The following is a 12,348-nucleotide window of genomic DNA, read 5'->3' as shown; positions in this document are numbered from 1 at the left end:
CAACGGGCAACGCCAAGGCGTTGCCCGTTGCTTTTTCCGCTTACTGCGACCGCCCCGCCGCGGCACTCGCACGCCGGCTTGCCGCGGGCCCCGTGACGCCCGCGACCCCGAGCTCGGCCAAGGTGTGCCATTCGGCATCGGTGTGCACCCGCTCGGCGATCACCTGGATCTCCAGGCCGCGCGCGACGTCGGCAATTGCCTTCACCAATCGCTGGTTGCCTGCGTTGTCCTCAATACCTGCAACAAAAGTGCCGTCGATTTTCAGGTAGTCAACGCGCTGGGCGTAGAGCCGTGGAATCGCCGAGAAATGGCGACCGAAGTGCTCGATGCCGAGCTTGACGCCGAACTGCGCAAGGATCGGCGATACCGCCGCGAGGCCAGCAAGCCCCTGATCGAGCCCCGCTTCGGCCACTTCCACCCACAGCCGGCGCGCAGCGGCCGGGGCGCCGGCTAGCAGGCGTTGCAGCCCTTCGCGGAAGCGCAAATCCTGCAAGGAGATGGGCGACAGGTTCACCGCAATCGCACCGCTGTGCGTCTGCAGCCGCTGCAGCGCCAGCTCAACCGCAAGCAGATCGAGGTCACAGGTCATGCCAAGACGATCTGCCGCCGGCATGAACTGGCCTGCGGTCCAAGGCGTGCCATCGTCTGGCGCGCGCATGCGGATCATCGCTTCGTCATGCCAGGCGCGACCATCGACATGCAGCACCGGGAAGGTCGCCAACGCAAAGCCGCGGGCGCGCAGCGCGTCACTCAACAACTGGCGCCATTCGTCATGGGTGCGCGCGGCCAGTGGCGCGTCGTCCAGGCTCACCACCGGCTCGCTGCGGCCGGCACTCTCCGCTGCCATCAAGGCCGCATCGGCCCGCGCCAGCACGGTGCCCAACTCATCGCCACGCTTGTAGCGGGCTACGCCAATGTGCGCCACTGGCGTCTGGTCTGCATGGCCGTGCCGGTGCAGGGCTTCGAGGCCACGTGCTACGGTAGAGGCCCATTCGCCGGCCTCGGTCGCGGCGGCGCCCGGCATCAGCCATGCGAAGTCGGCGCCGTTCAGGCGTGCCACGACATGGCTCTCCCGCCCGCCAGCCACTTCCCGCAGGACGTCGGCAGTGGCGCGGATCAGTGCGTCGGTGCGTTCGCGGCCGAGCCGACGGTTGACCTCGGCAAGCTCGGACAAACGAACCAACGCCAGCGCACCGCTCGGCGCGCTATCGTCACCGTCCAGCTCGCTGCGCAGGCGGCCACTGAAGAAGCTGCGGTTGGGAAGCGCTGTCATGCTGTCGCGGTTGGCATCGGAGCGCAGATCCTCGATGCGGTTGGCTTGCTCGGCAAACATCGCCTTGACCTGCTCGACCATCAGATTCAGCGCGCGCACTGCACTGCGCAGTTCCACCACCCTCGGCTCCGGCATCGTGACGAAGCGCCGCTCGCCGATCGCTTTGGCTTGCTGAACCATCTCGTTGATCGGCCGGCGGATCCAGCGAATCATCCGCGTCACGGCCCAACCGAGCAGCGCGCCGATCACCAGCATCACTCCCAACAGCTGCAAGGTGCCGCGCCACAGCGCATCGTAGGCAAAGCGTTTGTGGGCGATCACGGTGACCTTGCCGGCCTGGCTCCAACCGTCGCTGACAAGTGCCTCACCGGGCTTGGCCTCGATCGGCAGCATGTGTACGAACCACGCAGGCGCATCGGTCTCCACTACCTGCTGGCGCCGCTCCACGCTCACTGCGCCGCCGACGTCGCTGAATCGCACCAACTCGAAATGGCCGGAATCGAACAGCGCGGTCACCATCAATTCGCGCATCGCCGGGTCCTTCGCGTTCTGCGTCATCGACAGCGCAAGCGAGGTCGCCGCATCGGCGCCCTGCGCCAGCAACTGCTGTTCGAGATAGTTGCGCGCGGTCACGGTGCTGACAGCAAAGCTGCCAAGCCAGGCGAGCAGGCTCGCGAAAATCACCGTGATCCAGAGTTGGCGGAGCAATGACATCGTTTCTCCTCAGGGCGTGTAGCCCTCGGCCTTCATTTTGAGTTGCAGGTCTTTCCATCGCGACAGCCGTTCGATCGAGCTGACCGCGCCGCCGGCGTATACGCCCTCGGCGTTGAAGCTGAATACCGGCACCAGATCCGGGCGCTGTGCTGCAGGTCGGATCTCGCCGATCAGGCTGTCCAGCACCAGCGGCTGCGCGTCCGGCGTCTCGTAGTAACCGAGCACCATGTGAGCCTGCGTGATCGAACTGGCAGGGCCGCCGATCCGTGCCTTCACATAGATCAGCCGCAGCTTGGCGGCCGGCACGCCCAGCTCGCGCAGCGAAAAATACTTGGCAATGGTGTAGTCCTCGCAGTCGCCTGCGCCCTTGCCCATCATTTCGATCGGGGTTGCCCAGTAGTCGGGCTGGCGCCAGATCTCAGCGTCATCGGCAAAGCGGATCCGGCGATTGAAGAAGTCGTTGACCCGCTTGAGTGCATCAGCCTCCGGCACGCCCTTCTGCGCCACGATGAACTCGCGCCACTCCTGAACCAGCGCGCCCGCCGCGGCACCATAGCGCTGCTTGGCCAAGGCGATGAGCGACGCGTCGTCCGCCAGCGTGAGCATGGCGCTCGCCGCCAGCACAACGCACGCCAAGGCACCCCACAAGCGTGCGGTAGCCCTGCAGGCGAAGGCGGATTTGATACGAACGGAAGTCACCAGAAACCGGCTCGGCGCAATCTTCTTCAGACAGGCAAATCAATAAGGATGATCGACAGGTGTTCGGCAGTCTTGACCGCCGCCGGCGATGCGAAATCGCTAATTTCGCAAACACCCGTTAAATCCGCGAGCCTATGTGTGAAATACGGCACGATAACGCCTTCAAGCCTTTGTTTTTCTTGATCTTACGTGAATAATCCGCGCGACATATCCCGTCCAGCCACCCTGGCGCTGGGATTTTGCATTGCAGACAGGACACAATCACCCATGCGTTTGGCGAAATATTCGCTTCTTGCCGCACTCGTCGCTACAGCCTTTGTCAGCCCCGCTTTTGCCGGGAACAGCCTGCCGGAAGCCGTCGAGCAGGCGATCATGAAGAACCCCGAAGTCATGGCGCGCTACCACGCGCTTCGGGCCGCCGAAAACGAACAGGGTGCCGCGCGGGGCAACTGGTTTCCCCGCGTGGACGTCGAGGCCTTTGCCGGCCAGGAACGCCGCGACTATCCGAGCGTGGATACCGGCTGGTTCAACCGCCCCGGCGCAAGCGTCACGCTGCGACAGTTGGTGTTCGATGGTTTCGCCACGTCGAGCGACGTGAAACGGCTCGGCTACAGCAAGCTCGCACGCTACTACGAGTTGCTCGCCACGTCCGATGATGTCGCGCTCGGGGCCGCCCAGGCCTACGCCGATGTGCTTCGCTATCGCAAGCTCGAGGAGCTTGCGCGCGACAACTGGGCCACGCACCGCGAGGTATTCGGCCAGATCGAAGATCGCGTCAAAGCCGGTGTCGGCCGGCGGGTGGACCTTGAGCAGGCCGCTGGCCGCCTGGCCCTCGCGCAGTCCAACTGGTTGACCGAAACCTCGAACCTGCACGACGTCACCGAACGCTATCGCCGCATTGTCGGCCAGATGCCCGGCGCGACGCTCGCTTCGCTCCCCGATGTCAGCACCGCCTTGCCGCAGGGTACGAATCCGGTCACCGACGCGGTTGCCGCGAACCCCTCCTTCCAGGCTGCGGTCGCCGCACTACGTGCTGCACGTGCCGAAACCGAGCTGCGTCGCGCAGGCTACATGCCGAGCGTAGAGCTGCGCGTCGGGCAGAACTGGGACCGCAACCTCGACGGCGCGCCCGGCAACTACAATTCGACGCAGGCGCAGGTCGTCCTCAACTACAACCTCTTCCGTGGCGGCTCCGATCAGGCGCGCGTCAAGCAGTCATCCGAGCTGTACTACCAGGCAATCGATCTGCGCGACAAAACCTGCCGCGATGTCGCACAACAGACCGGTATCGCCTACAACGATGTGCGTGCACTGCGCGAACAGATTGCCTACATGGAGCAGCACGCGCTCTCCACCGAGAAGGCCCGCGACGCCTATCGCCAGCAGTTCGATATCGGACAGCGCACCTTGCTCGATCTGCTTGATACCGAGAACGAGTTGTTCGAGGCTCGCCGCTCGCTGACCCGCGCGCGCACCGATGCCATCGTTGCCGAGTACCGGCTCCTTGCGCAAGCACACCGCCTGCTGCCGGCGCTGAAGCTCGCCCCGCTGGCGAAAGAAGCTCCGGAAGAAGATCGCCGCGAGGCACCGGCCGAGGACGCGGCAGTCACCTGTGCAACCGACGTCGTGATTCCCAAGCCGCTCGATACCGCGGCAGCCCTTGCAAACCGACCCGCTCGAAGCGACGCGCTCGCCGAGCGCGCTCGCACCGCAGCGCTGACCAGCAAGCAAGGCGCCGACGCCCTCTTCCATTACCGTAGCGATGCGCTACGGCCGGAGGGAACTGGCTCGCTCGACAAGTTCGTCAGCGACGCCAGCCGCTTCAAGATCGACCGCATCACGGTAACCGGTTACACCGATCGCCTGGGGGCGCCCGAGTTCAATCGCAAACTGTCAGAACGCCGTGCCGCTACCGTCCGCGACTATCTGGTCAAGAAGGGTCTGCCGGCGGAAAAATTCGAAGTGGTCGGCAAGGGCAGCAGCGATCCGCTCGCGAAGTGTGACCAGATCAATCCGAAGAACCGCGACAACGCGGAGTACGTGGCTTGCCTGGCCCCCGATCGTCGCGTTGTCATCGAGCTTCAAGGGCAGCCGAAACCCTGAGCTACGCGCTTGCATGAACAAAAGGCCGCCAAATTGGCGGCCTTTTCTTTTTGCGCATCCGTCGCACCGAAATCACGCGCCCAGCGCTTCGCCCATCACACGACGATAGAACTCGTGGAAGTGCTGCATGCCATCTTCCATCGGCGTCTGGTAAGGGCCCACTTCATTGCGCCCCTCCGCCAGCAAGGCGCGACGGCCACGGTCCATCCGCTCACCGATCTCGTCATCTTCAATGCAGGTCTCCATGTAGGCGGCCTGCTCAGCTTTGATGAATTCCGGCTCGAAAGCGGCAATCTCTTCCGGGTAGTAGAACTCCACGACGTTCGTGGTCTTGTCGACGCCACGCGGAATCACGGTGCTCACCACCAAGACATGCGGATACCACTCGACCATGATGTTCGGGTAGTAGGTGAGCCAGATGGCGCCGTGCTTGGGTACCTCGCCGCCATAGTAGTCCAGCACCGCCTTGTGCCACTTCGCATAGCTCGGCGAGCCCGCCTTCGCCAGTGAGGTAATGCCGACGCGTTGCACCGAATACCAGTCGCCGAACTGCCAGGTCAGATCGTCGCAAGTAACGAAGTTGCCCAAGCCAGGGTGGAACGGCGCAACGTGGTAATCCTCTAGGTAGACCTCGATGAAGGTCTTCCAGTTGTAGTTGCACTCGTGGATCTCGACGTGGTCGAGCACATAGCCGTCGAAGTTGAGCTCGCTGGCGAGTTTCATGCCGGCCAAATCGACGTTTGGCGAGCGCGGCCCCTTGAACAGCAAGCCGTGCCAGGACTCCAGCTTCTGCTTGTTCAGATGAAGGCACGGATTCTGCGGAAAGTGCGGCGCCCCGATCAGCTCACCCGCGTTGTCGTAGGTCCAGCGGTGGATCGGGCAAACGATGTTGTTCGCCTTGCCCGAGCCCTGCAGCATGATCGCCTGACGATGACGGCAGATGTTCGACATCAGCCACACCGCATCGTTGTTGCGGATCAGCATTTTCGCGTGGTCCAGCCACTCGATCGAGCGATAATCAGCGACTTCGGGGACCATGCGTTCATGCCCCACGTAGCCAGGGCCGGCATCGAAGATAAGGCGCTGCTCCAGCTCGAAGACCTTTTCATCGAAATACCAGGACACGGGCAATTGCGACACCGCCGGTGCCAGCTGTTCACGCAGAGACATAATGGGTATCCCCAACCTCCACTGCCGGCAAGGCCGGCGAGCAAAAAGCGTTAAAGTATAATTAAACCAACAACCTACGAAAAGGTCTTTGGCTCGGGCATGATACCGCTCCCGCCAAGGAACTCCACGCCTTCCGGCCAAGACATCCTCGATGGCAAAGACCAGCGACAAACCCAAGTCTTTCGAAGCCGCAATGACCGAGCTTGAATCGATCGTTGCCGCCATGGAAGCCCCCGATCTGCCTTTGGAACAAGCGCTCGCGCATTTCGAACGCGGCACCCGGCTGCTCCGCTACTGCGAGGGTACGCTGAGCGAGGCCGAGAATCGTATCCGCATCCTTGAGAACGGGCGCCTGGAAACCTTCGGCGACGAAAGCAACGCGTCATGAGCGATCCGCAGCTCGCCGCATGGATGCGGCAACGCCAGGCCGAAACCGAAGCCGCGCTGGAACGCCTGCTGCCCGATGCACGCATCGCGCCGCAGCGCCTGCACGACGCCATGCGATACGCCACGCTGGGTGGCGGAAAACGGGTACGCCCGATGCTCGTCTACGCGGCGGGCGAACTCGCCGGCGCCAACGCTCGCGCCCTGGATCATGCGGCCTGTGCCGTCGAAATGATCCATGCCTATTCGCTCGTGCATGACGACATGCCCTGCATGGACGACGATGTGCTGCGTCGCGGCAAGCCAACGGTGCACGTCGAATACGACGAAGCGACCGCGCTGCTGGTTGGCGACGCATTGCAGACGCAAGCCTTCCTGGTTCTCGCCGAACCGGATCTGTTCGACGATAGCCGTCGCCAACTCGAAGCACTGCAGCTGCTTGCACGCGCTTCCGGTTCGCGCGGCATGGCCGGCGGCCAGGCGATCGACCTTGCATCGGTCGGCCAGACGCTGGATCGCGAATCGCTCGAAGTCATGCACCTTCACAAGACCGGTGCGCTGATCCGCGCCTCGGTCCAACTCGGGGCGCTGTGCGGTGACGTTCCCCCTGACGCACTGCAGGCGCTCGATCGTTTCGGCAAGTCCATCGGCCTGTTGTTCCAGGTCGTAGACGACATCCTCGACGCCGAAGCGGACACCACCACTCTGGGCAAAACCGCCGGCAAGGATGCCGCCAACAACAAGCCGACCTACGTGACCCTGCTCGGGTCGAGCGAGGCCAAACGGTTTGCCGCGGACCTGCGCAGCGACGCACACGCCAGCCTCGCCATGTTCGGCGAACGCGCCCGTCGCCTAGCCCAGCTGACCGACTACATCGTGGACCGTTCCTTCTGACGACACGACAAGAATTTGGGGACTTCGTAACACATGAACGCCTATCCCTTGCTTGACCGCATCGAGCACCCGGCCGACCTGCGCCAGCTCGAACGCAAGGACCTTGCCCAGCTGGCCGACGAATTGCGCAGTTTTCTGCTCGACTCGGTATCCAAAACGGGCGGACATCTCTCGTCCAACCTTGGCACGGTCGAGCTGACCATCGCGCTGCATTACGTCTTCAACACACCGGCAGACCGCATTGTCTGGGACGTGGGCCACCAGACCTACGGCCACAAGATCCTCACCGGTCGCCGCAAGGCAATGTCGACGCTGCGGCTCTATCAAGGGATCTCCGGCTTCCCGCGCCGCTGCGAAAGCGAATACGACACCTTCGGCACCGCACACTCGTCCACCTCGATTTCCGCCGCACTCGGCATGGCGATCGCGGCACAGCGCAGCGGCGAGGCGCGCAAGGCGATCGCCGTGATTGGTGATGGCGCAATGAGCGCCGGCATGGCGTTCGAAGCGCTCAACAATGCCGGCGTGGCGGACAGCGATGTACTCGTCATCCTGAACGACAACGAGATGTCGATCTCGCCGCCGGTTGGTGCGCTGAACAAGCATCTTTCGCGCTTGCTTTCGGGCCGCATCTTCAACGGCGCGCGCGACATCGGCAAACGCTTCCTGGAGCAGTTACCGCCACCAGTCTTTGAGTTTGCGCGGCGCACCGAAGAGCACGTGAAGGGCATGATGATGCCCGGCACGCTGTTTGAAGAATTCGGCTTCCGCTACTTCGGCCCGATCGACGGACACGATCTCGACGCCCTGGTGCCGATGCTGCAGAACCTGCGTGACCTGAAGGGTCCGCTCTTCCTGCATGTCATCACGCGCAAGGGCCAAGGCTACAAGCTCGCCGAGAACGACCCGATCCTGTACCACGGTGTCGCTAAGTTCGACCAGACAGAGGGCATCGCAACCGGCGCCGGCAAAGCCGCCGGTAAGCTCACGTTCACCCAGGTATTCGGCGACTGGCTGTGCGACATGGCCAAGGCGGACCCGAAACTGATGGCGATTACCCCTGCGATGCGCGAAGGCTCCGGCCTGGTGCGTTTCGAACAGGAGCACCCCGATCGCTATTTCGACGTTGGTATCGCCGAGCAGCACGCGCTGACCTTCGCTGCGGGTCTCGCCTGTGAAGGCGCCAAGCCCGTCGTCGCGATCTATTCGACCTTCCTACAGCGCGCCTATGATCAGCTGATCCATGACATCGCGCTGCAGAACCTGCCGGTGATGCTCGCAATCGACCGCGGCGGTCTGGTCGGTGCCGACGGCGCCACCCACCATGGCGCGTTTGACCTCTCCTTCCTTGCCTGCATACCGAATATGGTCATCATGGCACCGGCGGACGAGGACGAGTGCCGCAAGATGCTGACCACGGCCTACCGCCACGACGGCCCGACCGCCGTCCGTTATCCGCGCGGCAGCGGCACCGGTGTCGTGCCCGATGCGGCACTGACCACGCTACCGATCGGCAAAGCCGAGCGTCGTCGCGACGGCAAGCGCGTCGCCCTGCTCGCTTTCGGCACCCTGCTGTCGGCCGCGCTCAAAGCCGGTGAGGCGCTGGACGCAAGTGTCGTCAACATGCGTTTCATCAAACCGCTGGACCTCGACATGCTGCGCGACGTCGCCGCAAACCACGAATTACTGGTCACACTGGAAGAGAACGCGGTAATCGGGGGCGCCGGCTCGGAAGTTTCCCGCGCGCTGGAAGAAATGGGCATTGCGATACCGCACATGCGCCTGGGCCTGCCGGATCGATTTGTCGATCACGGCGACCAGGGCCAACTGCTCACTGAAATCGGCCTCACCCCCGAGCAGATCATTGAGCGGGTGCGCGCACGGCTCGCAACTATCGCCGCAATAGTTTAGTAACTTAGTCGGGAATGTTAGGATGGCGCCTTGATTCGGGGGCCATCCGCCCCCAACTAGCCAGAATCCGGGCGCACACCCAGCCCACGCAGGACCACGCCTCCTCCCGGCCAATCCGACGCGCGCCCGGCAGGAAAGGACGTATGGATACCAAGAACACCCCCGACGTCGCCGCCCCGATGCCCGACGTTCAGAGCACGGAAGACCGCCGCCGGCTCGCAATCAACAAGGTTGGCATCAAGTCGATCCGCCATCCGGTCAAGGTTGCCGACCGCAGCGGCGGGGTTCAGCACACGGTCGCGACGTTCAGCATGTATGTGGGTTTGCCGCACAATTTCAAAGGCACCCATATGTCACGCTTCATCGAGATCCTGAACGGTCACGACCAGGAGATCTCGGTCGAGTCCTTCGAGCCGATGCTGCGCGAAATGGTCGAACGACTGGAAGCCGAGACCGGCCACATCGAGATGACCTTCCCGTTCTTCATCAACAAGGCTGCGCCGGTGTCCGGCGTGAAGAGCCTGATGGACTACGAAGTCACCTTCGTGGGCGAGATCAAGCCGGGCGGTGAGTGTGAGTTCACGATGAAGGTACTGGTGCCGGTCACCAGCCTGTGCCCCTGCTCGAAGAAGATTTCCGAGCGCGGCGCGCACAACCAGCGATCCCACGTCACGGTCACCGCTTTCGCAAAAGAGCGTGTCTGGATCGAAGAGATCGTCCAGCTCGTCGAGTCGGAAGCCTCATGCGAGCTGTTCGGCCTGCTCAAGCGGCCAGACGAAAAATGGGTCACCGAACGCGCCTACGACAACCCGAAGTTCGTCGAAGACATGGTGCGTGACGTCGCTGGCCGCCTCAACGCCGAGGCGCGAATCTACGCCTATGTCGTGGAGTGCGAGAACTTCGAGTCGATCCACAACCACAGCGCCTATGCGCTGATCGAGCGCGACAAGCGCACTTCAGCCGTCGCCTGAGCGCAAATCAAACCGGCAGGCGCGGGGATCCGCAATGCCTGCCGGTGTCGCGCGAGGCCGCCCGCTAAAGCCTCGTTCGAGGCAAACCCACCGGATTCACTTCAGACCAGCCTGTCGTGCCACGGCATTGCACCGTGAGCGGGATCTCACCGAACCAGGCGAACCTACGGCCCAAGGGGCCAGCAAGCGTAACGCCACGCGATGCGGCGTTACGCCCAGAAAAACTCAGACCGAGAACGACGACCCGCAACCACAGGTGCTGGTGGCGTTCGGGTTCTTGATGACGAACTGAGCACCCTCAAGACCTTCCGTGTAGTCGATCTCGGCGCCGGTGAGGTACTGGTAGCTCATCGGATCGATCAAAAGCGTCACGCCTTCCTTCGTCACCACCGTATCGTCGTCGTTGGTGATCTCGTCGAAAGTGAAGCCGTACTGGAAGCCCGAACAACCGCCGCCGCTGACGAACACACGCAGCTTGAGATCCGGATTGCCCTCTTCGAGGATCAACTCCTTGACCTTGCTGGCAGCACTGTCGGTAAAGACCAGGAAGTCTGGCACTTCAGTCACTGTAGTCATTGCAAACTCCTGATTCAGAAGGGTTTGATTATGGATTTTGGGGCGCGAGGCGTCAAACCGTTCGACCGGTGAAACAGCCCCGCGTTCCCCACCCGCTGCAGTTGCTCTACCGCACCGGACGATTGTTCAGGGCAATACCGGGATATGGGTAAGGCCCGCCGTTTCTTCAAGCCCGAACATCAGGTTCATGTTCTGCACCGCCTGACCGGCAGCCCCCTTGACCAGATTGTCTTCGGCAACCAGCACGACCACCGTATCGCCGCCCTGCGGGCGATGCACCGCAATCCGCACCATGTTCGAAGCGCGTACCGAGCGGGTGTCCGGCGTGCTGCCTGCGGGCATCACATCGACGAAAGGCTCCCCCGCAAAGCGCTTCTCATAAAGCGCCTGTACGTCGATATCCGGACTAACACGTGCATACAGCGTTGCGAGAATGCCGCGGATCTGCGGCAGCAGATGCGGCACGAAGGTCAGCCCGACCTTGCGACCGGCGGCCTGCTCCAAGCCCTGGCAAATCTCAGGCAGATGGCGATGGCCGGCCACGCCATAGGCCTTGAAGTTGTCGCTCGCTTCGGCAAACAGTGACCCCACTTCCGCCTTGCGGCCAGCGCCGGACACGCCGGATGCAGCATTCGCGACCAGGTGGTCCAGATCGGCCACGCCGGCCTCGACCAGGGGCAGGAAACCCAGCTGAACCGCGGTCGCATAACAGCCCGGATTCGCGATCACACGCGCAGAGGCGATCGCCTTCCGATTCAGCTCCGGCAAGCCGTATACAGCCTCTTCCAACAAGTCTGGCGCGGTGTGCGGAATCTTGTACCACTTGCTGAACTCGTCGAGCGACTTAAGCCGGAAGTCGGCCGCCAGATCGATCACCTTGGTGCCCGCCGCCAGCAACTGTGGCGACTGTGCCATCGCGACGCCATGTGGGGTCGCAAAGAACACCACATCGCACTGATCCAGCCCGGCACTTGCTGGGTCCTGGAAAACCAGATTCACTCGGCGACGCAGGCTCGGAAACATGTCGGCAACCGGCATGCCCGCCTCGGAGCGCGACGTAATCGCCGTAAGTTCGACATCCGGGTGCTGCGCGAGCAAGCGGAGCAATTCGACGCCGGTGTAACCGGTGCCGCCGACAATCCCAACCTTGATCATGGTTCCAACTCCGTAATTCGACGAGACATTCTAAGGCGCCAGATATGACAACGCCCCGACTCGCGGGGCGTTGTGCGACACAGCGAGTGCTGCGTGGCGACCGATTACTCGGCTGCCTTCGCGGCAGCGCGGGTCGGCAGCTTTTCCTTGATACGTGCGGACTTGCCCGAACGATCGCGGAGGTAGTACAACTTGGCACGGCGCACGTCACCACGACGCTTGACTTCGATCGCGGCAACCAGCGGCGAGTAGGTCTGGAACGTACGCTCGACGCCTTCGCCCGACGAAATCTTGCGGACGATGAAAGCCGAGTTCAGGCCGCGGTTACGCTTGGCGATGACGACGCCTTCGTAAGCCTGCAGACGCTCGCGGTTACCTTCCTTGACCTTCACTTGAACGACCACGGTATCGCCCGGGGCGAACTCGGGGATCGTCTTGCCAAGGCGGGCAATCTCTTCTTGTTCCAGTTGCTGAATCAGATTCATCGCGTATCTCCTA

At 62.8% G+C, this 12,348-nt stretch carries 11 protein-coding genes; 5 read left to right on the top strand and 6 right to left on the bottom strand.

Annotated features, from left to right (window positions below; translation table 11 throughout):
* Positions 1-40: 40 nt before the first annotated feature.
* Complete coding sequence (locus JY500_RS06950) at positions 41-1,987, bottom strand: bifunctional diguanylate cyclase/phosphodiesterase (protein ID WP_206255694.1); 1,947 nt, start codon at positions 1,985-1,987, stop codon at positions 41-43.
* 9 nt (positions 1,988-1,996) lie between these two features.
* On the bottom strand, positions 1,997-2,686 hold the full coding sequence (locus JY500_RS06945; protein ID WP_246479817.1) for a transglutaminase-like cysteine peptidase: 690 nt from the start codon (positions 2,684-2,686) through the stop codon (positions 1,997-1,999).
* 267 nt (positions 2,687-2,953) lie between these two features.
* Between JY500_RS06945 and JY500_RS06940 the strand changes: the two genes are divergently transcribed.
* On the top strand, positions 2,954-4,789 hold the full coding sequence (locus JY500_RS06940) for a TolC family outer membrane protein (protein ID WP_206255693.1): 1,836 nt from the start codon (positions 2,954-2,956) through the stop codon (positions 4,787-4,789).
* 72 nt (positions 4,790-4,861) lie between these two features.
* On the opposite strand, the gene JY500_RS06935 is transcribed toward JY500_RS06940, so the two are convergent.
* Positions 4,862-5,959, bottom strand: coding sequence for an aromatic ring-hydroxylating oxygenase subunit alpha (locus tag JY500_RS06935; RefSeq protein WP_216661985.1), 1,098 nt, complete (start codon positions 5,957-5,959; stop codon positions 4,862-4,864).
* A gap of 151 nt (positions 5,960-6,110) precedes the next feature.
* Here JY500_RS06935 and JY500_RS06930 point away from each other — a divergent pair, with 151 nt between their 5' ends.
* The 4 genes from JY500_RS06930 to folE2 all read left to right on the top strand — a co-directional run bounded on the left by JY500_RS06930 (position 6,111) and on the right by folE2 (position 10,119).
* Positions 6,111-6,347 (top strand): exodeoxyribonuclease VII small subunit, encoded by a 237-nt coding sequence (locus tag JY500_RS06930; protein WP_172203789.1) that lies wholly within the window; start codon positions 6,111-6,113, stop codon positions 6,345-6,347.
* Complete coding sequence (locus JY500_RS06925) at positions 6,344-7,237, top strand: polyprenyl synthetase family protein (RefSeq protein ID WP_206255691.1); 894 nt, start codon at positions 6,344-6,346, stop codon at positions 7,235-7,237. Before JY500_RS06930 ends, JY500_RS06925 begins: the two co-directional genes overlap by 4 nt.
* Positions 7,238-7,270: 33 nt before the next feature.
* Complete coding sequence (gene dxs / locus JY500_RS06920; RefSeq protein WP_206255689.1) at positions 7,271-9,148, top strand: 1-deoxy-D-xylulose-5-phosphate synthase; 1,878 nt, start codon at positions 7,271-7,273, stop codon at positions 9,146-9,148.
* A gap of 143 nt (positions 9,149-9,291) precedes the next feature.
* Positions 9,292-10,119, top strand: coding sequence for a GTP cyclohydrolase FolE2 (gene folE2, locus JY500_RS06915; protein ID WP_172203795.1), 828 nt, complete (start codon positions 9,292-9,294; stop codon positions 10,117-10,119).
* Between the two features lie 225 nt (positions 10,120-10,344).
* Here folE2 and erpA read toward each other — a convergent pair whose 3' ends face one another.
* The 3 genes from erpA to rplS form a co-directional block, all read right to left on the bottom strand.
* Entirely contained in the window at positions 10,345-10,695 is a 351-nt protein-coding gene (gene erpA / locus JY500_RS06910; protein ID WP_172203797.1) for an iron-sulfur cluster insertion protein ErpA, read from the bottom strand.
* Between the two features lie 126 nt (positions 10,696-10,821).
* Positions 10,822-11,850: an N-acetyl-gamma-glutamyl-phosphate reductase gene (gene argC / locus JY500_RS06905; RefSeq protein ID WP_206255688.1), complete on the bottom strand. Its 1,029-nt coding sequence runs from the start codon at positions 11,848-11,850 to the stop codon at positions 10,822-10,824.
* A 104-nt stretch (positions 11,851-11,954) separates the two neighbouring features.
* Positions 11,955-12,335 (bottom strand): 50S ribosomal protein L19, encoded by a 381-nt coding sequence (gene rplS, locus JY500_RS06900; protein ID WP_172203801.1) that lies wholly within the window; start codon positions 12,333-12,335, stop codon positions 11,955-11,957.
* Positions 12,336-12,348 lie beyond the last annotated feature (13 nt).

The sequence above is a fragment of the Niveibacterium microcysteis genome (genome assembly GCF_017161445.1).
Classification (GTDB): Bacteria; Pseudomonadota; Gammaproteobacteria; order Burkholderiales; family Rhodocyclaceae; genus Niveibacterium; species Niveibacterium microcysteis.
The sequence above is the reverse complement of the archived record's forward strand: the minus strand, read 5'-3'. Positions and strand labels throughout refer to the sequence as shown.

Excerpts from the sequence above, each read along its gene's own strand:
- JY500_RS06935 (WP_216661985.1), bottom strand. The coding sequence starts at position 5,959 with ATGTCTCTGCGTGAACAGCTGGCACCGGCGGTGTCGCAATTGCCCGTG.
- folE2 (WP_172203795.1), top strand. The coding sequence starts at position 9,292 with ATGGATACCAAGAACACCCCCGACGTCGCCGCCCCGATGCCCGACGTT.
- JY500_RS06925 (WP_206255691.1), top strand. The coding sequence starts at position 6,344 with ATGAGCGATCCGCAGCTCGCCGCATGGATGCGGCAACGCCAGGCCGAA.
- JY500_RS06950 (WP_206255694.1), bottom strand. The coding sequence starts at position 1,987 with ATGTCATTGCTCCGCCAACTCTGGATCACGGTGATTTTCGCGAGCCTG.
- rplS (WP_172203801.1), bottom strand. The coding sequence starts at position 12,335 with ATGAATCTGATTCAGCAACTGGAACAAGAAGAGATTGCCCGCCTTGGC.
- argC (WP_206255688.1), bottom strand. The coding sequence starts at position 11,850 with ATGATCAAGGTTGGGATTGTCGGCGGCACCGGTTACACCGGCGTCGAA.
- erpA (WP_172203797.1), bottom strand. The coding sequence starts at position 10,695 with ATGACTACAGTGACTGAAGTGCCAGACTTCCTGGTCTTTACCGACAGT.
- dxs (WP_206255689.1), top strand. The coding sequence starts at position 7,271 with ATGAACGCCTATCCCTTGCTTGACCGCATCGAGCACCCGGCCGACCTG.
- JY500_RS06940 (WP_206255693.1), top strand. The coding sequence starts at position 2,954 with ATGCGTTTGGCGAAATATTCGCTTCTTGCCGCACTCGTCGCTACAGCC.
- JY500_RS06930 (WP_172203789.1), top strand. The coding sequence starts at position 6,111 with ATGGCAAAGACCAGCGACAAACCCAAGTCTTTCGAAGCCGCAATGACC.